Annotated in this window: 24 protein-coding genes; 9 read left to right on the plus strand and 15 right to left on the minus strand. The window is 39.6% G+C overall.

The annotated features are described in order from the left end of the window. Positions 1–5 precede the first annotated feature (5 nt). Both ABFX33_RS24325 and ABFX33_RS24330 read right to left on the minus strand, forming a co-directional pair. Positions 6–1,274: an energy transducer TonB family protein gene (locus ABFX33_RS24325; protein WP_346088798.1), complete on the minus strand. Its 1,269-nt coding sequence runs from the start codon at positions 1,272–1,274 to the stop codon at positions 6–8. Next, positions 1,261–1,839: an RNA polymerase sigma factor gene (locus ABFX33_RS24330; protein ID WP_120262087.1), complete on the minus strand. Its 579-nt coding sequence runs from the start codon at positions 1,837–1,839 to the stop codon at positions 1,261–1,263. Before ABFX33_RS24330 ends, ABFX33_RS24325 begins: the two co-directional genes overlap by 14 nt. An 81-nt stretch (positions 1,840–1,920) precedes the next feature. Here ABFX33_RS24330 and ABFX33_RS24335 point away from each other — a divergent pair, with 81 nt between their 5' ends. After that, positions 1,921–3,783: a vWA domain-containing protein gene (locus ABFX33_RS24335; RefSeq protein WP_346088800.1), complete on the plus strand. Its 1,863-nt coding sequence runs from the start codon at positions 1,921–1,923 to the stop codon at positions 3,781–3,783. Positions 3,784–4,049: 266 nt separating this feature from the next. Further along, on the plus strand, positions 4,050–4,460 hold the full coding sequence (locus ABFX33_RS24340) for a hypothetical protein (protein ID WP_346088802.1): 411 nt from the start codon (positions 4,050–4,052) through the stop codon (positions 4,458–4,460). Between the two features lie 127 nt (positions 4,461–4,587). On the opposite strand, the gene pstB is transcribed toward ABFX33_RS24340, so the two are convergent. The 4 genes from pstB to ABFX33_RS24360 are packed head-to-tail and all read right to left on the minus strand — an operon-like array spanning position 4,588 to position 7,928. Further along, complete coding sequence (gene pstB / locus ABFX33_RS24345; protein ID WP_346088804.1) at positions 4,588–5,334, minus strand: phosphate ABC transporter ATP-binding protein PstB; 747 nt, start codon at positions 5,332–5,334, stop codon at positions 4,588–4,590. Next, positions 5,324–6,181 carry a phosphate ABC transporter permease PstA gene (gene pstA / locus ABFX33_RS24350; protein WP_120262083.1) on the minus strand — a complete coding sequence of 286 codons (858 nt, stop codon included), beginning with the start codon at positions 6,179–6,181 and terminating at the stop codon, positions 5,324–5,326. Before pstA ends, pstB begins: the two co-directional genes overlap by 11 nt. After that, complete coding sequence (pstC, locus tag ABFX33_RS24355; protein ID WP_346088806.1) at positions 6,171–7,061, minus strand: phosphate ABC transporter permease subunit PstC; 891 nt, start codon at positions 7,059–7,061, stop codon at positions 6,171–6,173. Before pstC ends, pstA begins: the two co-directional genes overlap by 11 nt. A gap of 6 nt (positions 7,062–7,067) precedes the next feature. Beyond that, positions 7,068–7,928 carry a PstS family phosphate ABC transporter substrate-binding protein gene (locus ABFX33_RS24360; protein ID WP_257087628.1) on the minus strand — a complete coding sequence of 287 codons (861 nt, stop codon included), beginning with the start codon at positions 7,926–7,928 and terminating at the stop codon, positions 7,068–7,070. Between the two features lie 365 nt (positions 7,929–8,293). Between ABFX33_RS24360 and ABFX33_RS24365 the strand changes: the two genes are divergently transcribed. Next, positions 8,294–8,872: a hypothetical protein gene (locus ABFX33_RS24365; RefSeq protein ID WP_257087629.1), complete on the plus strand. Its 579-nt coding sequence runs from the start codon at positions 8,294–8,296 to the stop codon at positions 8,870–8,872. Between the two features lie 42 nt (positions 8,873–8,914). Here the strand turns inward: ABFX33_RS24365 and ABFX33_RS24370 are convergent, their stop codons facing one another. Next, positions 8,915–9,577 carry a DUF6266 family protein gene (locus tag ABFX33_RS24370; RefSeq protein ID WP_257087630.1) on the minus strand — a complete coding sequence of 221 codons (663 nt, stop codon included), beginning with the start codon at positions 9,575–9,577 and terminating at the stop codon, positions 8,915–8,917. 330 nt (positions 9,578–9,907) lie between these two features. After that, positions 9,908–10,402 carry a hypothetical protein gene (locus ABFX33_RS24375; protein ID WP_346088809.1) on the minus strand — a complete coding sequence of 165 codons (495 nt, stop codon included), beginning with the start codon at positions 10,400–10,402 and terminating at the stop codon, positions 9,908–9,910. Positions 10,403–10,574: 172 nt separating this feature from the next. On the opposite strand from ABFX33_RS24375, the gene ABFX33_RS24380 reads away from it, so the two are divergent. Further along, positions 10,575–11,621, plus strand: a complete 1,047-nt coding sequence (locus ABFX33_RS24380; RefSeq protein ID WP_346088811.1) for a fatty acid desaturase — start codon at positions 10,575–10,577, stop codon at positions 11,619–11,621. On the opposite strand, the gene ABFX33_RS24385 is transcribed toward ABFX33_RS24380, so the two are convergent. The 3 genes from ABFX33_RS24385 to ABFX33_RS24395 form a co-directional block, all read right to left on the minus strand. Continuing rightward, on the minus strand, positions 11,593–12,096 hold the full coding sequence (locus ABFX33_RS24385; RefSeq protein WP_346088813.1) for a helix-turn-helix domain-containing protein: 504 nt from the start codon (positions 12,094–12,096) through the stop codon (positions 11,593–11,595). The genes ABFX33_RS24380 and ABFX33_RS24385 overlap by 29 nt on opposite strands. Before the next feature lie 658 nt (positions 12,097–12,754). Then, positions 12,755–13,369, minus strand: coding sequence for a YkgB family protein (locus tag ABFX33_RS24390; RefSeq protein ID WP_257087636.1), 615 nt, complete (start codon positions 13,367–13,369; stop codon positions 12,755–12,757). A 68-nt stretch (positions 13,370–13,437) separates the two neighbouring features. Then, positions 13,438–14,277, minus strand: coding sequence for a helix-turn-helix domain-containing protein (locus ABFX33_RS24395; protein WP_346088815.1), 840 nt, complete (start codon positions 14,275–14,277; stop codon positions 13,438–13,440). 301 nt (positions 14,278–14,578) lie between these two features. On the opposite strand from ABFX33_RS24395, the gene ABFX33_RS24400 reads away from it, so the two are divergent. The 3 genes from ABFX33_RS24400 (at position 14,579) to ABFX33_RS24410 (ending at position 18,798) form a co-directional block, all read left to right on the plus strand. Further along, positions 14,579–15,319: a hypothetical protein gene (locus ABFX33_RS24400; protein ID WP_346088817.1), complete on the plus strand. Its 741-nt coding sequence runs from the start codon at positions 14,579–14,581 to the stop codon at positions 15,317–15,319. Between the two features lie 1,554 nt (positions 15,320–16,873). Beyond that, entirely contained in the window at positions 16,874–17,686 is an 813-nt protein-coding gene (locus ABFX33_RS24405) for an RNA polymerase sigma factor (protein ID WP_346088819.1), read from the plus strand. A gap of 17 nt (positions 17,687–17,703) precedes the next feature. Further along, positions 17,704–18,798, plus strand: coding sequence for a hypothetical protein (locus tag ABFX33_RS24410; RefSeq protein ID WP_346088821.1), 1,095 nt, complete (start codon positions 17,704–17,706; stop codon positions 18,796–18,798). A 91-nt stretch (positions 18,799–18,889) separates the two neighbouring features. Here the strand turns inward: ABFX33_RS24410 and ABFX33_RS24415 are convergent, their stop codons facing one another. Beyond that, positions 18,890–19,072 carry a hypothetical protein gene (locus ABFX33_RS24415; protein WP_147420488.1) on the minus strand — a complete coding sequence of 61 codons (183 nt, stop codon included), beginning with the start codon at positions 19,070–19,072 and terminating at the stop codon, positions 18,890–18,892. A 260-nt stretch (positions 19,073–19,332) separates the two neighbouring features. Here ABFX33_RS24415 and ABFX33_RS24420 point away from each other — a divergent pair, with 260 nt between their 5' ends. Then, the gene (locus ABFX33_RS24420; protein WP_257087644.1) at positions 19,333–20,220 is read left to right on the plus strand and encodes a sugar phosphate isomerase/epimerase family protein; all 888 of its coding nucleotides are present in this window, start codon (positions 19,333–19,335) and stop codon (positions 20,218–20,220) included. 119 nt (positions 20,221–20,339) lie between these two features. Then, entirely contained in the window at positions 20,340–21,158 is an 819-nt protein-coding gene (locus ABFX33_RS24425) for a universal stress protein (RefSeq protein WP_257087645.1), read from the plus strand. A 15-nt stretch (positions 21,159–21,173) separates the two neighbouring features. Here the strand turns inward: ABFX33_RS24425 and ABFX33_RS24430 are convergent, their stop codons facing one another. The 3 genes from ABFX33_RS24430 to ABFX33_RS24440 all read right to left on the minus strand — a co-directional run bounded on the left by ABFX33_RS24430 (position 21,174) and on the right by ABFX33_RS24440 (position 23,783). Beyond that, positions 21,174–22,655 (minus strand): FAD-binding oxidoreductase, encoded by a 1,482-nt coding sequence (locus ABFX33_RS24430; protein WP_346088823.1) that lies wholly within the window; start codon positions 22,653–22,655, stop codon positions 21,174–21,176. Positions 22,656–22,773: 118 nt separating this feature from the next. Beyond that, the gene (locus ABFX33_RS24435) at positions 22,774–23,211 is read right to left on the minus strand and encodes a hypothetical protein (protein ID WP_257087647.1); all 438 of its coding nucleotides are present in this window, start codon (positions 23,209–23,211) and stop codon (positions 22,774–22,776) included. 71 nt (positions 23,212–23,282) lie between these two features. After that, on the minus strand, positions 23,283–23,783 hold the full coding sequence (locus tag ABFX33_RS24440) for a GNAT family N-acetyltransferase (RefSeq protein ID WP_257087648.1): 501 nt from the start codon (positions 23,781–23,783) through the stop codon (positions 23,283–23,285). Between the last annotated feature and the right edge of the window lie 165 nt (positions 23,784–23,948).

Raw genomic sequence — 23,948 nt, forward strand, 5'->3', positions numbered from 1 at the left:
GGATTTTAATACGTGAAATCAAAGGTCAGCGTTACATATCGGTTGTCCTCACCCTTCCATTTTGGTCCGGAAAGTAAAATCTCCTTGGCCTTGTTGTCCAGATAATCATTGGCACTTTGTAAGATATTGATATTGGAAGGGAAACCATCTTTATCGATATAGAAATTCAAGCGCACGGTACCTTCGTATCGACTGTTAGCTGTTTTCTTTCTAACGTAATTATTAAATGACTTCCATCCCCAAACAGGTTCTGCACTTTTTGTTTTCCGAGAGGACATGGTTGTAACTACTACCTCGTCAAGTGTCGCACTGGAAGGTTGCAATTTTATATTCAGGTTTTTGTTGCGACGCATATTTAATGCAACTGTGTTATAACCTACAGCCATGATATCAACCAGTGAATCTACTGTGCTCGGTTGGATGGTAGCCTTGCCCTGAGAATCTGTATTTGTTGCCAGTTTGCTATTGGGCTGCATGATGGTAACACCTGATATCGGCAAGCCAGTTTCTTTGTCACGTACAGTGACTTGTAAAGGACTACCAAAGGTTTGTGGGGTCACATTGACACCTGCTATCCTGCCAGCGAGCGCATTGCTTTGATTGACTTGTTGGCCTCGGACTACAACTGAACTTCCCGTGATACTCTTTTTCGCTTGGGGGGTATAACCAAATACCTCCACACTGTCTAACATTTTTGAATCAGCTATGGCTCGGTCTCTATGGATGCCACTATTCATTTTTTCAACTGGAGCTATGCGTACCGATGGCTCCTGATGTACTGGCACGGTCTCCTCCTTATATTGACCTAGATCGGAAGATTTACGGTTGTCCGCCAAGTGAGGACTGTCCTTCTCTTTTATACTGGGTTCAATGGCAGATGAGGCCGTTGTGTCATTCTGAGGGATCGATTTTGACAAGGGTACATCAGCCGGTACAGCAACATCTGCAGTCCGCTTAGTCTCGGTGGGATTTTTTTGCTGCTGGAAATAGAGTATACCCGCACTTAGGATAGCTACTACTGTCGCAGCGATGGCCAGTCTTTTCCAATCGAAGACTTTTATTTTAGTTTCTTTTTTATGCTCAATGCGTTGGGCAATACGCGCGTTGAGTTCGGAAGGAACAGCACTGTTTTGATCCATTTCTATACCCACAAGAATATCTGCCAACATGGGATCACGTTGGGCCTCACGTTCAATGGCGTACATCTCTTTGGGAGAAAGTTGGCCGTTGACGTATTTCTTTAAGTACGTTATGTCATAATTACTGTCGCTCATTCCAAGCCTCCATGCAATTTTTTAAATTCCGCTTCCCATTCTGGATGTAACTTTTAACTTCATTTAAGCTATATCCTGTCGAGTCGCTGATCTCTTTGTAACATTTTTCCTCCAGGAAAAAGAGTCTGACGGACTGTTGCTGTTTGTCCGGTAGTTTTTCCAGACAGCCTTCCATTGCAGTCAATTGCTCCTCCTTTTCATCCTGTTGTTCATACTGATGCAGATCTTCGGGATATTTCACAAATTCATCCAAAGAAATTTGTGATTTGTTCTTTTGCGACCTTAAATACATCAGGCAATGGTTTTTGCTCAATACATAGAGCCATCTCGGAAAGTCTTTGATTTCTTGCTTATTAACTTTGTAGATGAGCTCTTCAAAAATATTCATTACGGCATCTTTACTCAATTCTGGATCTTGGAGATACCGTAGGCAGACATAATAAACCATTTCGGTATGTCGCTGATAAAGGTTGCCCAATACCTTGAGATCAGATGCCTCCTGGTATTGTTGCAAGAGCTCCTGGTCTTGCGTTGAATCCTTTTTTGACGACTTGAATGCGAACATTTTATTTGCTAAAAATATTTTTTTTTTCTGGTTTATGGAAATTTAATATTTGCTGCATCCCTTGACAAAAAATTGAACGATATGAGAACGATACTTTTTTTAATGAGCATGCTGCTATCCATTGGTGGATATGCCGGCCAACAATACGAAGTGAAAGGGAAGGTGACGGATGCAACGAGCAAATTAGCGTTAAGCGGAGTGGTGGTAACAAATGTGCAGACCAACGAACGCAAATCCACTGACCGTGATGGAAATTACCAGATTCAGGTCACTACTGGTAAGACGACTTTGGAATTCAGCTACCTCGGTTATATTACACAGCGTGTCGAAGTAAAAGGAAAGGGTAAAGTCGACATTGCAATGGTACAGGATAACCGTACACTGGATGAGGTTGTCGTTATGAGCTATGGTAAAGTTGCGAAACGAAATACAGCAAATATGATGACTGCTTCTACGGCCTTAGCAGGCCAGACTCAGGGACTCTATATTCGAGGCGGGTATATACCGGATCAAAATCAGGAATCGTATCAAAAAATCAAGGAAAACAAGTTTATCAATCCAATGAAGGAGCCGCTGTCAACATTTGCTGCAGATGTGGATGCTGCTTCATACAGTAATGTCCGTCGGTTTATCAATGCGGGTAATTTACCCGATAAGGATGCCGTACGTGTTGAGGAGATGATCAACTATTTTCAGTATCAGGTGGAAGGCCCAAAGAATGGCGAACCGGTGAATATAGTGACCGAATTGACCAAAGCACCGTGGAACAATGCACATCAGTTGATGCGGGTGACGTTAAAAGCCAAAGATATCCCGACGGACAAACTCAAAGCCTCGAACTTGGTTTTTTTGATCGATGTATCGGGGTCGATGATGGGGCCGGGACGATTACCTTTGGTAAAATCTTCCTTGAAAATGTTGGTGGATCAGCTGCGTGATATCGACCGTGTTGCTATTGTAACCTATGCAGGTTCGGCCGGAGTGAAATTAGAGAGTACCAGCGGTAGTCAGAAAATGAAAATCAAAACGGCCATAGATGAACTTGAGGCTGGAGGAAGTACTGCCGGAGCTGCAGGGATCAAAAAAGCCTATGAGATTGCCCGCCAAAATTTGGTCAAGGGTGGAAACAATCGAATTATCCTGGCTTCCGATGGTGATTTCAATGTGGGCGAGAGTAGTGATGAATCTATGGAGGAACTGATCAGTAAAGAGAGTAAATCTGGTGTTTTTCTGACCGTGCTTGGCTATGGTATGGGAAATTTGAAAGATAGTAAGATGGAGATCTTAGCAGATAAAGGGCATGGTAATTATGCTTATATAGACAATATTTCCGAAGCTCGGAAAGCCATGGTCACCGAATTTGGAGGGACATTGTTTACGGTGGCTAAAGATGTGAAGATTCAGGTAGAGTTCAATCCGAATTATGTACAGGCTTATCGACTGGTTGGCTATGAAAACCGTTTGCTTGAAGCGGAAGATTTCAACAACGATCAAAAGATGGGCGGTGATATGGGTGTAGGTCATGTGGTTACCGCCCTGTATGAGATCGTTCCAGTCGGTGTCAACTCGACAATGGTCGGGAAAGTTGATCCGTTGAAATACCAGCAGAACTCAACCAAAAATATCGCTGTCAAGGGAAATGGGGAATTGGCAACCGTCAAATTCCGTTACAAAGAACCTGATGGTGATAAAAGCAAATTGCAACAACAGGTGGTACAGGCTAAGGTGACCGAGTTGAATAAGGCCAGTGAAGATTTACGTTTTGCAACTGCTGTGGCCGAACTGGGGATGTTACTTCGTGATTCGGACTTTAAACAACAGGCTAATTTTGATAGTTTGATCGCACGTGCGAAGACCGCAAAGGGAGCAGATGATGAGGGTTATCGTGCCGAATTTATCCGAATGGCAGAAAATGCACGTGACTTATCGAAAACGAAAATGTAGGCGGCTTAAAATACAAGCTAAGTCGCATTATTATTCGATAGAAAACTGTGTCTGACCAGTAATAGAGTTACCGGTCAGACACAATTGAATAATAAACACTCCTTTTACTTCCTGTGGCTGATTTCCGGACTTTCCTTAAAACTGGTTAATTGTTTTTTTATCGAATTTTCAAACAGCGTACCTTCTTCAAGTTTTTTTGTTTTAGCGAATAAATAAATTTGAGATAATAAAGTCGGGAAAGTGGAGTTTATTAATAAATTTGATGCATGAAGAACTTCCTATTAATATGTTTTCTTTTTTTTGGAGTGCATAGCGGGTTGGAAGCCCAAAATACAGCGCTCAACAAACAGCAGACCATAGCTTACATCAATAAGCTGTACAAGATTGCCTATCGCTATAAAGAAACCAAAATTGACACGGTTACGGTGGACGGAAAAGTCCTGACCGTTTTTCTGTCCACTGGTCAGCACTATAGAAGCGATCTGTCAAAATCCGAACCGCTTGTCATTGCACGCGTAAAATCAGGATACCAAATCCGTTATAAATCCGCTGCAAATACCGAGGAGATCTTGTGGGCCATTCAAACCGAAGATGATGCCAAACGTCTGCAGAAAGCTGTACAGCATTTGATCGGGATACTAAAGATTGAAAAGAAGACTGATCCTTTTGGAAGCTAAAGTCGCGTTGTCGTACTGTAGCTAAACTTTTTTCTTCTAGTATGTTCGGCAAGACACGAACTCGCCGAACATAAGAGAAAGTCTGGGGGCATGCACATAGAAGCTGTGTTTCGGATTGCTGAAGGGGTTAACCAAAATGCCCGCTGATATAATTACGAGTGGTTTCGTGTTGTGGATTGTTAAAAATCTGATGCGTGTCTCCCTGTTCAATAATTTCCCCAAGATACATAAAGACGGTTTTGTCGGCGACACGTTGCGCTTGCTGCATATTGTGCGTGACAATGACAATGGTGTATTTTTTTTTCAAATGGTGAATAAGTTCCTCGATCTTTAAGGTACTCACGGGGTCCAATGCCGAGCAAGGTTCATCCATTAAAATAATTTCGGGACGCAGGGCTACCGCACGGGCGATACAGAGTCTTTGTTGTTGCCCTCCGGAAAGCCGGGTAGCTGGTTTTTTCAGATCATCTTTTACCTCCTCCCAGATATACGCTTCTTCCAATGCCTTTTGTACGGTTGTCTTATCAACAATCAGATTGTTGATTTTGAGACCATAGGTGATGTTTTCGTATATACTTTTGGGAAAGGGGTTGGCTTTTTGGAATACCATACCCACACGCTTGCGTAGATCCGTCACCTCTATATCCTTTTGATAGATCTCGCGGCCATCTAATTTGATATGGCCCTCTATTTTGGCTTCCGGATAGAGATCATGCATACGGTTAAAACTCCGCAAAAGGGTACTCTTGCCACATCCTGATGGTCCGATCAGCGCCGTAACTTTATTTTCCTCAAATTCGATATTGATATTTTTCAACACCTGTTTGCTCCCAAACCATAGATTGAGATTTTCAGTGACCAATTTACTTTTCATTATTTCTAAACTTATATCGAATATAGAAAGCTGTTAAATTCATGAGGAAGACCACAATGATAAGCACCAATGCTGTTCCGTATGCAATAGGTCTGACCTCCTCAATCGACTGATGCTGCGTGGACAACATATACAGGTGATAGGGCAGGGCCATAAACTCCTGATTGAGGTTGCCAAAGGAATTGGTGATATAGAATGCGGCTCCTGTAAATAGTATCGGTGCTGTTTCACCAGCTGCGCGAGAAAGTGTCAGGACGATACCTGTGAGTATCCCCGGTAGAGAGGCGGGAAGGACCACATCTTTAATTGATTCAAATTTGGTGGCTCCTACAGCCAATGCGGCCTCCCGCATGCTTCGTGGAATACGGAGCAGGGCCTCCTCCGTTGTGGTAATGATATAGGGAAGGGACAGTAAGCCCAAGGTCAATCCGGCAGACAAAATTGAAGTACCGAAATTCAGGGCCTGAACAAAGAGTGCCAGACCAAACAGACCATAGATAATCGATGGAACACCGGATAAATTACGGATGGAAGCCCGGATCGTGCGGGTCAGCCAGGTATTCTCTGCATATTCGTTGAGGTAAATGGCACAACAGATTCCAAAGGGAATGGAAAATAATGCCGTTATCAGGGTCAGAAATACCGTACCTATAATCGGAGTAAGAATACCTCCACGTGTCATACCATCGGATGGTAGCTTGGAGACAAAATCCCAGGATAGCACATGGGAGCCTTTCGTGAAAATATCGTATAGGATCACGCACAAAAAGAAGCATACAAGTCCTGTGGACAGGAGAAGTGTACCCCATTCGACGATCGGTGCCAGTTTTTTAAATTTATGCAGCATGGTATTTTCTAAAGCGGTTGATAAAATATTCACCAATCAGATTGGCTACCAAGGTCATAAAGAACAAGACAATCGCTATGGCAAACAAGGCATAGTAATGTGTGGTCTGATAGGGGACTTCACCCATTTCGATCGCAATTGTTGCGGTAATGGTTTTGACCGAGTCAAAAAATCCTTTGGGAAATATTGCAGCATTCCCCGTGGCCATCAATACAGTCATGGTTTCACCGATGGCTCTTCCCAGTCCCAGCATGACGGCGGCAATGATTCCCGGTGCTGCTGCCGGGATCGTAATCTTGCGCAGTGTCTGCCAGCGAGATGCTCCGAGACCATAGCTCGCTTCGCGGTAAGTCTGCGGTACAGCATGGATGGCATCTTCGGAAATGGTAATGATTGTTGGGAGGGCCATAATGGCCAGTAAGATTGCTCCATTTAAAGCATTTAGCCCATTGGGTAGATTGTTTAGATCCGCTATTCCGGGACCAACCAATACGATCCCCAAAAAACCGATCACGACCGAAGGAATTGCTGCAAGCATCTCTATGGCGGGTTTTAAGATCGTCTTGAGTTTGGGGCTTGCGTATTCGGAAATAAAAGCTGCGGTACCCACACCCAGTGGAATGGCAATCAACATCGCACCCAAAGAAACAATCGAGGTACTTACGATTAATGGCAGAATGCCATAGGCTGGTTCTGCTGCCGTGGGATTCCATTGGCTTCCGGTGATAAAATCCAATGGCGAAACTTCCAGAAAGAAGGCAATTGCATTGTAAAGCAACATGAAGAAAATACCACCCAAAAGTGCAAGCACCATATACCCGGTGGACTTGAATATGATTTTGGCGATCTTATCGATGGCGACGCGTTTTTTGTACTGCATGTTATTTTATTGAATAAGGTAATAACCTGAGTTTTCGATGATCTTGGTCCCTTCTCCTTTGGTTTCAAATTGGATAAATGACAGCACTTTGGCCCATGATTTTTCGGGAATAAACTGATAGAGGGGACGTTGAAAAAAATATAATCTATTTTTTATTGCTGTAGGATCTAAGGGCGATATGGCATTGGAATCTGCATCATTTTTAATTTTCAATACTTTGATCCCCTTGTTGTCTTGAATCTTTTTGGAAATATAACCGGCACCGACATAACCGATGCCAGACTTGTCGATTTTGATGGCTTCCAGAATTTGTGCATTTCCGGTCATTTCTTTGGCCTTTTGGCTATAAGCTATTTTTAGCTTCTTGCGAATAAATGAATAGGTTCCCGAACTGCTTTGTCTACCATAGATATTGATCGGAACATCCTGTCCAGAAACAGATTTCCAGTTTTCGACCTGACCGCTCATGATTTTTGAAAGCGTTTTCACATCGATTTCTGTGATCGGATTGTCGCTGTGAACAACAAAAGCGGTGGCATCTTCGGCAAAGACTACGGTTTTGAGGAGCATGTTCTTCTTTTTGAAGAGTGCCAGTTCTTCTTCAGTCAAAGGACGCGATGAGTTGGCGATATCTGCCTGCCCATTCAATAGGGAAGTAATACCAAGTCCGGACCCACCACCGGAGATAGCCATACTGAATGTCGGATCTGTCTTATTGTACGCCTCGGCTAGATTAACAGCAAGATTCACTTCGGTATCCGAACCTTTCATTTTGATGGTATGATCGGTATTACCGCAGGACCATAACAGGATACTGAAACCAAGAAGGACAGTAGAAATAAGACGATTGAGAGCCATATCATTCATTCTTACTAAGTTAAACACAAGAGGAATGATTTTGTGTTAGGTTTGTGTTATCTTATTGTGAATTAATATTTTGTAAACACATTACCTCGTGTCGGCTTTAATCTATTTGGATAATACATTCAGCAAACAGCTAAATAGTGTTAAAGCGTTTTTATAAACTGAAATGATTTGATAGATTGTGGTAATTTTTCAGCTTCGATAATAGTCTTGTTATGAGCGTCTCCGGTAAGTTTTTATTGTTGTTATTCATTATTAGTTTATCTAGCTATTTATGGCCAGTTTATGGCCAAAAGAGAAATGAATACCGGGGGACAATTTTGTCGGCTGATACAACCTTGCTACTCCGGGGGATTAACCTTTTAAATTTGAGTTCAAAAAAACATACTGTTTCAGATGAGTATGGAAATTTTGTCTTTGACTATAAATTAGGTGATACCATTGAATTTAGACATGATCACTGGGAAACAAAGCTAGTTTATGGAGACAAGCTAAAGGATTCTGTCTTTCTAAAGAAACGCCCTATCGTCCTTGATGAAATTGTGATCACAAGGAACCGACATAACAAAGAGATCGATGATTTAAAAGAAATAGAAAAGGAGAAGAACAAGAAAGCTGGCATCTATTACGGCGGAAAGCCACCTATCGCACTACTGAATCCCTTTGGCGGAAAACCGATCACTTTCTTCTACGAACTTTTTAGCAAGAATGGAAAACGAGCGAGAGCAATGGAGAAGAATATTCAACATGTGATTAAGGAAAGCAAAATAGACAGTGTCTTTAATAGAAATGCTGTTAAAATGAGTACTTCCATAAAAGACGAGGATATTACGCCTTTTATGGAAGCCTACAGGCCATCTTTTGAGCAGGTACAATCCTGGAATACGTATGATCTGTACCTTTATATACAGAAAAGCTATGAGTCATTTACGACGAAACGAGAATAGTAATTCTGTTTATCGTCATAGGGTATTTGGCATAAAGTTCCATCATTCTTTCTCTACTGTTACGATACCCAGATAAACGCTGTTCATGCTACGATTGCTGCCATCTGCTGCAGCAAAACCCAGATAGAGATGAAAAATTGAGCTTTCACTGACCTTCGGTAGATCAATCAATTGGGATCGATATTCGATAGAGTTGCCCAATGATACTCCAGTGGCATGGTTTTTCGGATCCTCAGGCAATAGGAGTACCATGCTTCTAAAGTCACTAAGCTCATGGTGCAGCAATTCCTTGGTCAGTTTGAGCTCCCATTTGATTTCGAGCTTGCCGCTTAGTATCTCGGTAGATGTGGAAACGATAATATCTTCCAGTCCTCTACTGATCGCAAATTTTTCATAATTGATCGCAGGTCCCTGTGCAGCCATGAGGATAGCATGTTCAAGATGATAGGACATCGCCGCATTAAATGCGGTCATATTATCTTTATATCGCTGAAAACCTAAACGGAAAAATTTTGTGAACTGACCCAGAAAAGTTTGTGTAAAAGCAAATTTACCCCTGTTTTCGTTCTCTCTATCAGATAGTTTCCTTCTTTTCTTGACTTTAGGAAGCGAACGTACATAGTTGATATCCTTCCATTTGCAAAATACGACAGCGCCAACCTTTCCGGATGGAGCGCCGTTTGCTCCGTTATTTACTCGTGCCATAAATTCTTTTATAATTGGTTTGATTCTTTTAACAAACAAGTAGTGGTAAAGTTTGCCTCAAATAGTACATTTGTTGTAAATTAATAGATATAAAACAGGTATATAACAGGGAGATTATACGTTTTCATCCGAATGAGGTCCGAGTGAAGTCCGAATGAGGTCCGTATGAAGTCCCTATTAAATGAAAGTTAGATCCCTAGTTGAACCCTAGTTGAAGACCAGTTTTAGTATTGAATGGGGGAGGCCTTCGGCCTGTGATTAGTACAAAAAAAACAGGCATTTCGCCTGTTTTATGAGATATGAAATCGTAATGAATATCGTTGAGATGGATTAAAATAGGAGTAGCGCGAAGATGGGAATAAGTGCAACCATTGAATACATCACCGCGACTCTTTTTTGAAGATAAAGACTGATCGATAGTAATAGCTCACTGTTTTCAATGCTTTCTATTGTTCCGCCAGTACCCATGACAGAAGGACTTACTTCGACAATTTGTCCTTGTTCATCTTCGATTTTCCAGGCCAACATCCACATATTCAGTTTACTCCATTTGTATTTTTTGTCAATTAGACTAATGGTTGCCCCTCCTGTCCAATTGTTGTATTCGATATCACCGATCAGTTCACCCTGCTTATTGCGTATTTCAGTATATGGGTTGAAAAGACCTTTATTTTTAAAACTATATTGATCTGAGCGGATAGAGACATTGGCATCTAGTGTCCAGTCATTGGATTCCAATGAGCCGATCAGGGTAGCATTGTTATATAATTTTGATTTATTTCCCAATAAATTGTTTTTCCAATTGTAAATAGATCGCTTTTCCATAATGGTCTAGTTTAATATGTTTATTTTTCAAATTAGTATTGGCGTTGGAAATTATGTTACAGATTTTTTTAAAAATGTGATAAATATCTTGCAGTCATCCACATTCTAACGGAAAGAGCTGCAGTGATGTCCGGTAAAAAAACTGTATTTTTGTATTTAAAATCACATTACATTGACACATCAACAAAAGTCGAGTCAGATCAGAAAGGAGATAAATTTATCCTATCAACAGCTTAAAGGGGCTTATCCCATATTAAAACTTCAAAATAGTATCGGATTGGTTATATTTTTAATTGCTATTGTCGCTATCCTTGCCGTATCGATAGGCTGGTACAAAACGCTTGTTCCGACCTGGCTTATGATTGTTGCGAACGCTTTTTTTATGGGGATTCTTCATGAAATCGAGCATGATCTTATTCATTGGCTTTATTTTAAGAAGCAGAAGACTGTACACCATTTTATGCTTTTCACGGTTTGGATCTTACGTCCGCTGACAGTCAACCCTTGGATCCGACGGACCTTACACCATCATCATCACAAATTTTCGGGGACATTACACGATGTGGAGGAGCGCAGTGTGACCAATGGTGAACCTTGGACCATAAAACGGCTGTTGACAACGCCCGATGTTGTTTTGGGTGGACTGCTACGTTTACATCGTATGTTTAGTGATATGGATCGGGAAGTCAAGAATGGAAACCTGAAAGTGGAGACATCATCAAAATTGAAACAGATCATGTTTCTGAGTATTGTACCTGTGACAATTTTTGCACATGTTATCTTATATTTTTTCTTTGCGGACGCGCTATTGGATTGGTTGAATGGACGTTCTGTGGTGGATTTGAGTTTTCCACACTATGTGGATAACATGTTGATAAGTCTAAATGTGATTATTTATACGATCCTCTTACCTAATTTGCTGCGGCAGTTTTGTTTGCATTTTATCACTTCCAATATGCATTATTTCGGTGATGTGGAGGAGGGGAATGTGATTGAGCAGACACAGGTTCTCAATATCTGGTGGACATACCCGATGCAATTATTCTGTTTCTTTTTTGGCTGGACACATAGTATTCATCACTTTGTCGTCAATGAAACCTTTTATGTACGTCATATTGGTCGTAAGAAAGCACAGGAAGTCCTGAAAAAGTACGGCGTTCGATTCAATGATCTGGGCACATTCAAAAGGGCTAATCGTTTTCGGGAATTTTCGAAGTAGTATCACTTTTCTTCCAGTATTCTTTATAGTTGCCTTGTTGTTCAAATTCAAGTGCACCTTCTTCGCAATAAGCGGAAAGATATACAGAGAACTTGTTGCTTTGACTTTTGTCAATTTCCAATTCATTTAGAACCTCCGCGACGCGTTTGGGACGATGAAAGAAATTGGAGTGATAAACCAGTTGATCTAGTTTCTTATTGATCGATATTCTTTCTTGTACGTCGGGGGAGAGTGAATAAGGTGGATTAAAGGTAATATCATCCTGAAAGAAAACTTTGGGTTGGATTTCAAGGCTATGACAGAGTAGGAGAAAGTTGGTCATAGTGAGATCTCGCCCCTTCTCGATACCATTTAAGGTTCCTGTGGAAATGCCTGTCAGGTTTGATACATCTCTCAAAGAATAATAGAGTTCATTACGCTTTGTACGAAAGCGTAAACCAATCCGTTCCAGTCTGTGTTTGTTATCGTCCGTCATGTAACGAATTGAATAACAATTTGTGCAAAAAATGGATTATTATTTTGTTTAAAAATTTGCAATTATATTTTTTTTCTCTATATTCGTTATAACATGTCATTAAAAGAATATTTGATGTTGCAATTGATTTTTATGTATATTATTTAATCTTTTAGTTCTTAATATGTATTTTTATTAAATATTTATTCCTTTATTGATACTTTATTGAGGTTGTGTTTTCTTTTTATCAATGTGTTTAAAAAATTGCAAAATAGCCCTATATCCATGTTCTAGAGATAATCTAGCGCATACCAATGAAAAATAAATAAAGTAAAAGTCGACTTACCCAGCTTCGGTTTTCAAAAGAATCCGTCAAGTTCCGCCGAGGCTGCGGTAAGTTGCGTAAAGAAAAGTAAAAATTGTACTGCTTGATTGCATACGGGCTTACCAGGTCTCAAAACACAAATATCCCGTCAAATTTTTATCGGAGCCGAGGTAAGTAGCTTGAAAAAGTAAAAAAAGTAGCACGCGCAGCCGACTTACCCAGCCTTGGACCCCCATAAGAATCTGTCGAAGTTCTTCCAAGGCTGAGGTAAGTTACTTTTTTCTACTTTTGGTAATTTTTATAATCTCTCTATTTTTCGTATCCAAGTGTTCCTTTTGCGCAAGAACCATCAAGTTAGACAGTGGATTTATTGGCCAGTATGCGCTTGGCGCTATCGGAAGCAATGAGCAGCCCTGTTGCTAGCATAATAACATCTTTTAATACCAAACGGCCTGCTGCGGATAGGTAAGGGAAGCCAACGTTTGGCGAAGGTAAATCGCCATCTAGTTTTGGTACAAAGGTCTCAGGTGTGGTTATGAGAAATGTTAGTGTCACGATGGACATCCCTATCGTAAAAATGGCGCCCCATAAACCTATTTTTGGAAACCAGATTCCCAATAAAGTCATCGAACCGATGACAACAATCACAAAACCCAACAGATAAGCAAAGGTATATGTCCCATTTTGCTGATGCCAGATCATATTTTTCTTCACCATCAGACCTTCTGGATTTTTGAATAGCTGATATTCGGGAACCAGTTTTCCATTTTTATCCTCGGCATATTTTCCGGTGTTGTGGTAAAAGAAATTCATAAAGGGGCTATTGATGACAAATGGTACGATACCATCCGCTTCATATTGATACACTTTTAAACAACCTATCCAGGCCATAACGATAAATATCGCGATGCGGGCAAAATTGATAAAGCTGTTTTGGCTTGTGGCGAGCATGTTTACTATTTTTTCCATCTTACTTTGTTTGAAAGGATACAGCAAAATTAGATAGGATGAGGTAGTCAAAACATGGACAAATGAGGTTATAACATAGACTTTTTAGCAACAATGGAGAGTCCAACCTCTTCGCGAAAGACCTTAGGGGATACACCAGTCATCTTTTTGAAAAACCTACTGAAATAAAATTCATCCAGGTACTGTAGTTCGGCTGAAATTTCTTTGATGCTCTTTGGGGTCAAGTGGAGAAGCCTTTTGCTTTCGAGCACAATACGTTCTTGAATAAGTGTGGAGGGGGATTTGCCCCATTTCTGTTTCACTTTTTTTGTGAAAGCGGTTGAACTCAGATTGTAATATGCTGCATAAAAAGATACACTTTTATGTGTTTTGTACTCATTCTCCAAAAGTTGTTCAAAACCATCGATAGGGTCTTTGCGTGATGTGGTTGGCAAGGATAGTTTATTGGTCAATATTTTCTGCTTGCTTGCAATGGCAAGGATGAGCTGCAGATAAGTCTTTGTAATAGCTTGGTCAAAGGAAGCGTGTGAATATTTTAAATGATCTATTTTGTCTATGACCGCCGTAATCTCCTGGAAAGCCTCTGGTGTCAATGCGACATGTGGTTGCTGGTAGATGTTGTTGAATAATAAACCATTACAAGCTACCTCGTCCTTATGATACTCAATGCAATAGAAATCGCCATGAAATTTTAAAACCTTCGTATGGTCAGGTAATTTTTCTTGAACTGAAAACAGTTGAAAAGGAGATAGAAATAAAATGCTTTTCGCAGCAGATCGATAAGGCACCAGGTCTATCGAAAAATGAAGTTCTTGTTCCATCAAAATAATGAAGTAGAATGGTTCTGTCAATTCCAACTGTGTGGACAGTATTTCCGGGATTCCAACTTGAATAAGTGAAGACGTCATAGGAGTAAAATACAAAATTTTTAGTTATGGGCTTCATGTTATATAGTCGTCATAATATCATATCCATAAATGCAATGCCTTCATTTGTTTATAAATAGGAGACATGTTAAGGGTATCTTAGCATATCGAATGAATATTCTTTTAAAACGAATTATAAATAGGGGCTGTCGAATATAAAAATGGGGTTTATTGATACTAGGAAAAGAACTAGATTTAAAACAGATTTATGCTTTGAATACAAAAAATAAGAAATATTGATGAGTTGATATACGATTTAATAAACTATCCAATAGAAGAAAGAATGAAAAATATATGCCTATTGCTGTTCCTGGTTTTTATTGTACAGTCCTGTGAAAACAGCGTGCAAAAAATAACCGCGAACGGAGCGCAAAAAACGCTGGAAGCCGGAAACAGACAAGTTCAAAAGGATAGCGGTAATGTAAAAATAGAAACGGATGAAGAAAGAATAAAGGATGAGGAAATCGCAGGCAGCTTATCATCGAAGTTTGATGATGATACTATTCCTGATCATTTCAAAATCGTAAAAAATGAAGATGAAATCGTACAATCTTTTCTTTTAGCTAATTTATCCGCGATAAAAAGAGAAGTCAATATAAATATTCTGAATAATAGTGTTTTATATAATAGGAAGGGTGTCGATTATTGGACGTTTTTTAAATTCATAAACAATAAGATTCTTGAAATAAGAGTTGAATATCCGGATCAGAAGTCCGTCCCGAATATATCCGGAGAGAGGAAAGATTTGGTTGAAAGAATAAAATATCGATTTAATGTCGAAAACCGCAGGATTCAAATCATAGGCTATGATCTGAGTTATCGGAAAGACGCCTTCTTTATTACAAAATCTATCAATTTCATTACCGGAAAATATATCGTTATCCGGAAAGAAAAAGGGTACAAAGATGTTGTTACTGATGGCTGGTCTGCAGAATTTGAAAATACGATCTATAGCGAAGACTGGAATTTGCCATTTTTGCGGGATAAGATCTTTTGGGTAGGGAACGACATGGAACCGAGTTAAAACCAATTTATTGAATAGTAATAGGTCTCAATTTTATAGGTTCTGAAAACTATTCTCTTGTATTTTCAAAACTTGATTGGCGGTAATTTGGCTGTCTGGGATCTGTTTTTGGATAGGATCTAGACCTATTTGTATCATATTATAAATATTTATGATAATATATTTGCGCAAAAAATGTATTTAATTTAATAAATATATTTGTGTATATAATTTTAAAAAATTATATTTGTATTAACGATAGCCGATAACTAAATATGAATAACAGCGATGTTCCATTAAATAGGGACAATTGTTGTTGAGTGATTAAAATCTAATAAATGAGAAAACTAAAGCATAAAAATATCGTAAAGTCTCCAGAATAAAATTGAATTCGATTTTATAGACCTATAGCTTGTATCCTATATTGATAAATTCTATTATTGACTTGTAACTGCCGCTCAGAGCATAGGATGAATAAAAAAAGTAAATTATTTGAAAGATTGAAATGGACTCTGTTTTTGAGTTTGTTTATATTTTATTTTGCGCAAAAATAATGTATTATTTTACGGTATGGGTTTGTGTAAATAATGTGAACGTTCTTTGACTTATTGGTATTGAAATAAGGAGGATTAAAAATATAGACTGATCAGATTCTTGATGATCGGTTCGATTATGAGATGAGGCTTCTTGTTAAGCCGTAGGGTGAGCGCAAAAGGCGACTCACTAAATACCCTTTTTTAATAAAGATATTATGTATCCTAACAACTGGATTATTTGTAGTTTGGTTTATATAGTGAGATAGGGTTTGGTAGATTGTTAAGTGCTATGAAATGTAGGGTATCTACAACCGTGTAGCTCTGGCGATGCCATTTCGAAAGTTGTTAGATGCTATGAATTTGGGGTATCTGCAACCAATTAGCTCTCTACAATAACTTTGAACTTGTTGTTAGTTGCTATGAAATGTAAGGTATCTACAACGCCTTGATTAACGATGTATCTCTACTTATAGTTCATTTACAATCACCCAGAGCCGAGTGGCTAAATATCATAGTTGTAAAAGACGATAAAATTAGGGTGTAAACGACTAAAGGCACTTTTTCGTTTCTTTTGATCTGGTTGTTAAAGTTAATAAGTCTACTACGATTTGACCTGATGTATAACAACGATATTTTCCAAAATCAATGATAAAATTATATTGAGGCATCTTGTTATGCCGTAGGGGTGAACTAAGTATGACTCACTAAATATCCTTATTTAAAAAAGATATTATGTATCCTAACAACTGATTTTTTGAATAGAAGCTGATTTATATCTTGTTTTACAGAGAGATAGGGTTGGGTAGGTTGTTGGAAGCTATGAAATGTAGGGTATGAATAACGAGCTTAGAAGTTCGTCTGGCCCCTTCGTTATATCGAAGCAGAAATAAAAGACATTTTCTTCGCAATCTTCCCATTCTCAATACCAATAAGCTTTTACCATACCATGCGATAAACTTACCTCGCTCCAGTCCCCACAAAATCCGCCAGAATTACTGGGGCGTTGGTAAGTGATTTTTACTAACTATATAAACTAATTATGAAACTTCTTGTACGTAATGAGGACGCAAAAAATGCGCTCCAATGCCTTCATAATGGCAATGAAAATGGGCTGAAATTCTTCTATCAAAGATTCTACGACTACTTCCGCTTTCGTGCCCACCGTGCAACAGATGACGAATGTACCGGAGAAAGTATTGCTCAGGAAGCCTTTCTCAGACTCTGGCTATTCCGTGAAAATGTGAATTCCGAAACCGAACTGTTCGAATTCCTAAAATCTCAGGTTAAATCCGCCATAAACGCCTTCTTCCAAAAATCACGCAATAGGTTCCACCGTAGCCTCCTTCGATTGGATGGTATCGAAGATTATCAGGAGTTTCTGCTGGGCTATGAACTCGAAGAGGAGCCCGAAGTGGATATCCTCTACCTCGAACAACTGGAACTGGAGAAAAAAGAGCAACTAAAACAGCTCAACCAAATCCTGCCCAACCTCAACAACGATCAACAGCTCTTCATTCGACTCTGTCTTAAATATAGTTTTAACTATGAACGTATCGCTTACCACATGGGGGGAATATCGGATTATGAAGTCAGCCTCCGTGTAGAGAAAACCATAGAACTCCTTCGCTCCATCTTTAATAACCAAGAGAAAATGCAGTTGATAGCCAAACCCGCTGAATTTAAATTAAACAACGAAATGACAGCCGAAGAAGCGGAGATATTCCGCATGCGTTACGAACTGCAGTATTCATTTGATCAGATTTCCGAAGCGCTGCAATTGGATGGTGGACAGGTGCGGAAATTATTTATCAATGCACATGCAAAAATTAAGGTTCCAAAGAAAACAGCATAACCAAATAAACAAAAGATATGGCTACCGATACAATGGTATTGACCCGCAAAATTCAGGTATTCGTGGACTGCGATGACAAGGAAAAACGATCTGAATATTTTAAACAACTCTTTGAATGGCAGGATGTCGTTTTCCGTGGTGCCAATATGGTCATCTCGCATCAATATGTGCAGGAAAATCTGAAAGATCTGATTTACCTGAAAGAGGATGTCAAATTGAAATTGGCAGATCATGCCAAAGATGAGGCGGGGATACTCAATACTTCCCGCATGAATACCACCTATCGCCTGCTATCCGCTTACTTCAAAGGACGGATTCCAACGGATATCTTGTCGCATATAAATACGGCCTTAATAAAATATTTTCAGGCAGATCGCCTGGCTTATTGGAAGGGGGAGAAGTCTCTCCGTAACTATAAAAAAGATATGCCGATCCCTTTTTCTGGTAAACAGGTTAATTTCAGCAAAGATGAGAATAATAGAGATTTTAGATTCACACTATTCAAAATACCATTTCGGACCTACCTCGGCAAAGACCGATCGGACAAAAGGGTGCTACTGCAACGGGCACTGGTGGGCCAGATTAAAGTCTGTAGCAGCGCAATTAATATTGTCAAAGGCAAAATATTCCTGCTGCTGGCGCTCGAACTTCCAAAGAAAATCCAAGAACTGAAAGAACATGTAATTGCAGAAGCTTCACTGGCAATTGAACACCCCATCTCGGTTATCGTAGGTAAAGAGTCCTTTCAGATCGGTAACAAAGAGGAGTTCCTCTACCGACGGATGGCTATTCAGGCCGCCCGCCATAGATTGCAAAAGGCCTCAGCTTTCAATAAAGGTGGACGCGGAAGAAAACGGAAAATGAAAAGCCTGGAACATTATAACGATAAAGAGAAAAATTATGTGGACAGTAAACTCCACTTATATAGCCGGCGATTGATTGAACTATGTGTCAAAACGCAAGCCGGAACACTTTTATTAGTCAATCAATCGAATAAAGAGGAACTGGCCAAAGATGATGAATTTTTATTGCGCAACTGGAGCTATTATGGCCTCATCGAAAAGATTAAATACAAAGCTAAAATGGTGGGAATTAACGTTATTGTTGAATAATTGTTTCAGTTTTATCAGACTCCGGGCTGATAAAACTGAAATATTCTGATTGGATAGCTCTTTATTTCATGACCAATGGACTGCTCCATATTTAATGTGAACTCATAAAATAATAGATCAAATAAAATACAATCAGCACACAAACGGCAATAATTATCGTTCGTTTGATATTGCGACCAGCAGGTGCATCATCTTTTTCTTCAACGGCTATCGGAGGTAATTTTTCCTCCTGCTTCTCATTGCTATGTTCTGGGGTGTTGAATTGATTTTCCATCTTTTTAATTATTGTCTCTGCCAATAGAACAAGTTTGAGCTGCAAATCGTTTAAAATGTTCGATTTTTGAGTTGAAAGAAGCCTGCTGCTAACCTTCAAAAACCTGAGGATGTGAATAAATAAAAAACCAAAACGTTGTGTTTTTTAATGGATTTGCATACATTGCAGCTGCACTTAACACGAATAAACCTAAACAACCCGTAAACTGATGTTTACAATAGTCTTTCGTGTTGGATAGGTCTATAGAATAAATAAAACTCATGAAAAGAAGAACACTCATCGGATCTTTAATGGCTGGCTGTATGCTATTGGCCATCAATCCGACTTTTGCGCAACAAAAAGCCGCAAAAAAAGAAATTGGTCTACAGTTATACTCTGTACGTGAAGAAATCAGCAAGAACCCGAATTTCGATCAAATTCTACAAAAGATCGCGGCGCTTGGTTATACTGGAGTGGAAGCTGCTGGTTATAAAGAGGGTAAACTGTACAACCTGAGCCCACAGGAATTTAAAGCCAAAGTGGAAAAAACAGGAATGAAGGTATTGTCTTCCCATGCGACAAAAACATTGTCTGCACAGGAACTTGCATCTGGAGATTTCTCCGAATCCCTAAAATGGTGGGACGAATGTATCGCTGCCCACAAAGCTGCCGGTATGAAATACATTGTAACACCTTGGATGGATGTGCCTAAGACGCTCAAAGATCTTGAAACGCAATGCCGCTATTTGGATGCTGTGGGTGCAAAATGCCGCCAACAGGGAATATTGTATGGATACCACAACCATGCACACGAATTTAAAAAGGTAGAGGATAAAGTGATGTTCGATTACATGTTGGAGCATACCAATCCTGAAAATGTGTTTTTTGAAATGGATGTTTACTGGGCAGTAATCGGAGATGTAAGCCCTGTGGATTATTTCAACAAGTACGCAGGCAGATTTAAAGCTTTACATATCAAAGACCACCGTGAAATCGGTCAAAGTGGAATGGTTGGATTTGATGCGATCTTTAACAATGCTAAAACAGGTGGACTGAAATATCTGTTCGTTGAACTGGAAGATACACGCAATGATATTTACACAGGCCTTGAGCAAAGTATCGACTACCTGAAAAAGGCTTCTTTTGTAAAAGATAGCTATTCAAAATAGCTGGAAAATCGGGAGAAAATTGACGATGCTGAGACAATTGTCCGGTTGATAGATTTATTATTTTTCGGTAACTTGATCGTATTAATAAGGAATTGTTTAATCGTATTAAATCGGATCATATGAAACGGATTATTGTTGCTACAGACTATGCTGAAGAGGCAGAACATGCCTTGAATTTTATACTGGAAGTTTTTGCAGGTAAAGAATATGAGATTGTCTTATTTTCTCTCCAGAACCCTTCCATCCATGCGATGAATGCACGTCTTTCTCCCGATTCTATGTTCAAAATTTTTGAACATCAAAACAAGATTTTAAAACATAAAGCGGAGGCTATTACCCAGAAGAGTGGGGTGCCCGCCGTCCCTTATCTGGCTACTGGTTTGTTCTATGATCAGATTACAAAATGTATTCAGGAAACCGGTGCCGATCTACTGGTCATGGGAATGGCCAAACGGTCGTTTGACCAGGACATGTTGGGCAATACAACGACCGCAGCCATCAGTAGGCTAAAAATTCCTATTCTCTCTGTACCCTTGGGAGCACAATTCACCGGACTAAAACATATTCTCTTTGCCTGCGACATCGTTCGTGGTGTCCAAAAAGAGATCCTAGAAAAAGTTAAAGATTTTGCAACTGACTTTAATGCTGTCCTAGAGGTGCTCAATATCCGTAAAACCGTCGAACAACTAAACGAGGAAAAAGGTAGTGCTACCCGCGAAGCCATCAACGATGTGATGGGGATCGTCAGCTATTACTATAAAAATGTAACTTCAAATGAAGTGGTGAAAGCTATTCGTGATGAGGTCAAAGAAAGCCATACGGACCTATTGGTCATGATTCCTTATAAATATGGTTTCTGGAGCTCGTTGACACATCGCAGCAAAACACGGATGATGGCCTCTGGCCTCGATGTTCCATTGCTGACAATATCAATATAGCTCAATACCCGGCGGTTATTTATAGTGCCTATAAAATTTGTTGTTGAAGAGTTCCGACGGGTCGTATTTTGTTTTGGTCCTGAAAAAACTGTCTGCTTGTGGATAGACTTTCCTCATTTTGTCTTTTGTGATGTGTAAACGATAAGGAAGATAATAGGTTCCTTCATTTTTAATGGTTGCATCAACCAAAAGATCTGTGAGTGTCTGCATCTCGGCTTCTTGCTGTGCTGTTTTTTTCTGATTAAACAGCAGTACGAAACCGAAAACATCTTCCTGTGCATAATTTAGGTAAGCATCATCGTCCCGATTGACCGCACGGATCGTAATATTTAGTAGATCTAGCTTTGATTTTAATAAAATAGGTTTTATATCCTGAATGAATTTCATGAAATTTCGTTCAGGAATAAAATATTCGTGGAGCAGATCTGTCGATGCGGTATCTTTATTTTCAATCAAAGAGACTTGGCTATCCATGATCTCATTTCTGGTGAAGGTAAGATGCCTTGCCGGAATAGCGGAGGATGTCTCAAGGTCCCAGCGGAGCCGCTTTCCATATTCGTTATTGACGCTGCCCCGAAATATGAGTCTCTTGGTTTCTTCCATTTTCTTGCTCTGTTGAGCCAGCTGTATCGGTTGTTCTGCCGTCTGCTCAAAATAGTTGAGCGTAGCCTCCGCTAGAAAATTCTTGTTAGAGACGCGTAACCGACCAAAAACTAGATCGACCTTCGGATTGTCAAGAATATATTTTTTATAGTATTTCGTGTAATTTTCGGGTGCTAAATTGATGTAATGAAATTTTAGAGATTGATTATTGACGACTTTAAGTTTCACGTCGAGTATAATACCAAATAAGCCATATCCACCAATCACATGATGGAAAAGTTCGCTATTTTCTTTCCTACTGCAAAGGAGCACCTGACCTTTGGCATTCATTAATGTAAAGGAAAGTACACTGGATGCTAAAGGTGGCGAATTTTTTTGCCATCCATGTCCATTTACACTGAGCGAGCCTCCAATAGAAAAAGAACTAAATGCTTGCATCACCGCAATTGATTTGCCATAATGATCTAAATAGTGAATAGCATCTGACCAAAGTGCTCCCGAACCGACTGTCAGTACATTGTTTACCGTATCCAGCTCCATGTGGTTGTATGGGAGCATATTGAGTACAACTCCATCGGGATACATCGTATGACCACCCATACTGTGACGCGCCCCTGCGACGGAGATTTTTAAGCCCTTGGCATTTGCATACTGCAGAATTTGCCGCAATTGATTTTCGATTGCTGACCTGTCTTTTGGAATGGCAATGATGGTGTCGACTTTGGTTGGGTTTAAGGTACTGGCATCATCCACATAATGAGGCGGAAGTGTCCTGTGGATGTCTGTTTCGCCCCATTTTGTTCTAAGAATATGGAAAATTGGAAATGCAATAATGCCAAGAACAATAACTATAATAACGAATGAAAAAAGTTTGTTTTTTTTAGTTACACGCATTGGCTTTGATCAATTAGATATCGCGCAATATTGCAAAAAATATTTCACCACCAAAATAATACAAATTTATTGTCTTTTAGTTCTATTTTTATTCTAGGTGCATGCAATACATGCTTTATTACAGCTGTGGCAAAATTTTATCCCAGATCTGCTGATAGATTTTATCATCCTGGACAAGGCCCTTGTCATCGTAGTAATAATTTCCGGAATTACCGCTTCCGGCTTGAAGGCGTTCGAACAGAAAGATATTGAGAATGATTTTGGACCTTCGATCTGGAAGCGGGACGACTAGAAAATTGAAGATTCTTTTATCACCATCACGACCAAATATTGATTTGCTTTTAAGCGATACACTGGTTTGAATAAAACCTGAAGAACGGTCTAATTGAGCAATATAGTAGCCACTTTCTTGAAGTGCTTGTACGACTTTTGTATAGGTGGAATCTGCGGAAATTGTGATGGTCTTTATCCGTTCTGGATCTTGTGCAGTGGCAATATTGATCCAAAACAACATAGAAAGGGTGAATATTAACATTAATTGTAGTCGTTGAGTCATAATTGTAAATTAAGAGTGTAAAATAATTACTTAAAGCTAATGACTTTTTCCTTGGAAGCCAGTTGTGTTACTTAACTTAGCCTTTTTCCCAATATCTTTAAACTTCGTTCTACCCCATCTAGCGTAGCAATATTGGGCAGGTTGGCCCATTCCTGGAATCCCATTTTTTCAAATAAGGTGATGCTAGGTACATTATGCGCAAAGATGAAACCCAATAAGGTATGTACACCAAGGCTGGGGGCTTTGTCTATGCAGTATTGGAGAATTTGCTTGCCCAGTCCCCGGCCTCGCTGTTGTTCATCCAGGTAGATGCTGATCTCTACTGTGGCATCGTATGCTGGGCGACCATAAAAAGACTGGAAGCTGACCCAGCCGAGGATATTATTTTGTTCCTCTACCAACCATAATGGTCTCGTTGACGGGCTGTGTTCATCAAACCATTTCTGTCTGCTTTCTACGGTTACAGGACTGGTGTCTGCTGTGACCATTCTCGAAGCAATGGTGGTATTGTATATGGCTACGATACGAGGTAAATCTTCTTGTCTGGCGTCACGAAATACTAACTGGCTCATGTTATATGTTGTTTTAGAACTAACGTCAAAAATATTAGTTTTACACTATAGTTGATGCTTTTTGATCAATTTTTTCCTCTGTTTATTTGGTTGCAGCTTTTTGTGATGAGGTGATTGTTTTTATATAACAGCATATATTTAACACCGGATTCCACGCCATTTCTT

The sequence above is a fragment of the Sphingobacterium ginsenosidimutans genome, assembly GCF_039536865.1.
Taxonomy (GTDB): domain Bacteria; phylum Bacteroidota; class Bacteroidia; order Sphingobacteriales; family Sphingobacteriaceae; genus Sphingobacterium; species Sphingobacterium detergens.

Excerpts from the sequence above, each read along its gene's own strand:
- ABFX33_RS24430 (WP_346088823.1), bottom strand. The coding sequence starts at position 22,655 with ATGCGTGTAACTAAAAAAAACAAACTTTTTTCATTCGTTATTATAGTT.
- ABFX33_RS24410 (WP_346088821.1), top strand. The coding sequence starts at position 17,704 with ATGGCTACCGATACAATGGTATTGACCCGCAAAATTCAGGTATTCGTG.
- ABFX33_RS24440 (WP_257087648.1), bottom strand. The coding sequence starts at position 23,783 with ATGAGCCAGTTAGTATTTCGTGACGCCAGACAAGAAGATTTACCTCGT.
- ABFX33_RS24400 (WP_346088817.1), top strand. The coding sequence starts at position 14,579 with ATGAAAAATATATGCCTATTGCTGTTCCTGGTTTTTATTGTACAGTCC.
- ABFX33_RS24395 (WP_346088815.1), bottom strand. The coding sequence starts at position 14,277 with ATGACGTCTTCACTTATTCAAGTTGGAATCCCGGAAATACTGTCCACA.
- ABFX33_RS24405 (WP_346088819.1), top strand. The coding sequence starts at position 16,874 with ATGAAACTTCTTGTACGTAATGAGGACGCAAAAAATGCGCTCCAATGC.
- ABFX33_RS24370 (WP_257087630.1), bottom strand. The coding sequence starts at position 9,577 with ATGGCACGAGTAAATAACGGAGCAAACGGCGCTCCATCCGGAAAGGTT.
- ABFX33_RS24420 (WP_257087644.1), top strand. The coding sequence starts at position 19,333 with ATGAAAAGAAGAACACTCATCGGATCTTTAATGGCTGGCTGTATGCTA.
- ABFX33_RS24435 (WP_257087647.1), bottom strand. The coding sequence starts at position 23,211 with ATGACTCAACGACTACAATTAATGTTAATATTCACCCTTTCTATGTTG.
- pstC (WP_346088806.1), bottom strand. The coding sequence starts at position 7,061 with ATGCAGTACAAAAAACGCGTCGCCATCGATAAGATCGCCAAAATCATA.
- ABFX33_RS24425 (WP_257087645.1), top strand. The coding sequence starts at position 20,340 with ATGAAACGGATTATTGTTGCTACAGACTATGCTGAAGAGGCAGAACAT.
- ABFX33_RS24390 (WP_257087636.1), bottom strand. The coding sequence starts at position 13,369 with ATGGAAAAAATAGTAAACATGCTCGCCACAAGCCAAAACAGCTTTATC.
- ABFX33_RS24385 (WP_346088813.1), bottom strand. The coding sequence starts at position 12,096 with ATGACGGACGATAACAAACACAGACTGGAACGGATTGGTTTACGCTTT.
- ABFX33_RS24360 (WP_257087628.1), bottom strand. The coding sequence starts at position 7,928 with ATGAATGATATGGCTCTCAATCGTCTTATTTCTACTGTCCTTCTTGGT.
- ABFX33_RS24340 (WP_346088802.1), top strand. The coding sequence starts at position 4,050 with ATGAAGAACTTCCTATTAATATGTTTTCTTTTTTTTGGAGTGCATAGC.
- ABFX33_RS24325 (WP_346088798.1), bottom strand. The coding sequence starts at position 1,274 with ATGAGCGACAGTAATTATGACATAACGTACTTAAAGAAATACGTCAAC.
- ABFX33_RS24330 (WP_120262087.1), bottom strand. The coding sequence starts at position 1,839 with ATGTTCGCATTCAAGTCGTCAAAAAAGGATTCAACGCAAGACCAGGAG.
- pstB (WP_346088804.1), bottom strand. The coding sequence starts at position 5,334 with ATGAAAAGTAAATTGGTCACTGAAAATCTCAATCTATGGTTTGGGAGC.
- ABFX33_RS24335 (WP_346088800.1), top strand. The coding sequence starts at position 1,921 with ATGAGAACGATACTTTTTTTAATGAGCATGCTGCTATCCATTGGTGGA.
- ABFX33_RS24415 (WP_147420488.1), bottom strand. The coding sequence starts at position 19,072 with ATGGAAAATCAATTCAACACCCCAGAACATAGCAATGAGAAGCAGGAG.
- ABFX33_RS24375 (WP_346088809.1), bottom strand. The coding sequence starts at position 10,402 with ATGGAAAAGCGATCTATTTACAATTGGAAAAACAATTTATTGGGAAAT.
- pstA (WP_120262083.1), bottom strand. The coding sequence starts at position 6,181 with ATGCTGCATAAATTTAAAAAACTGGCACCGATCGTCGAATGGGGTACA.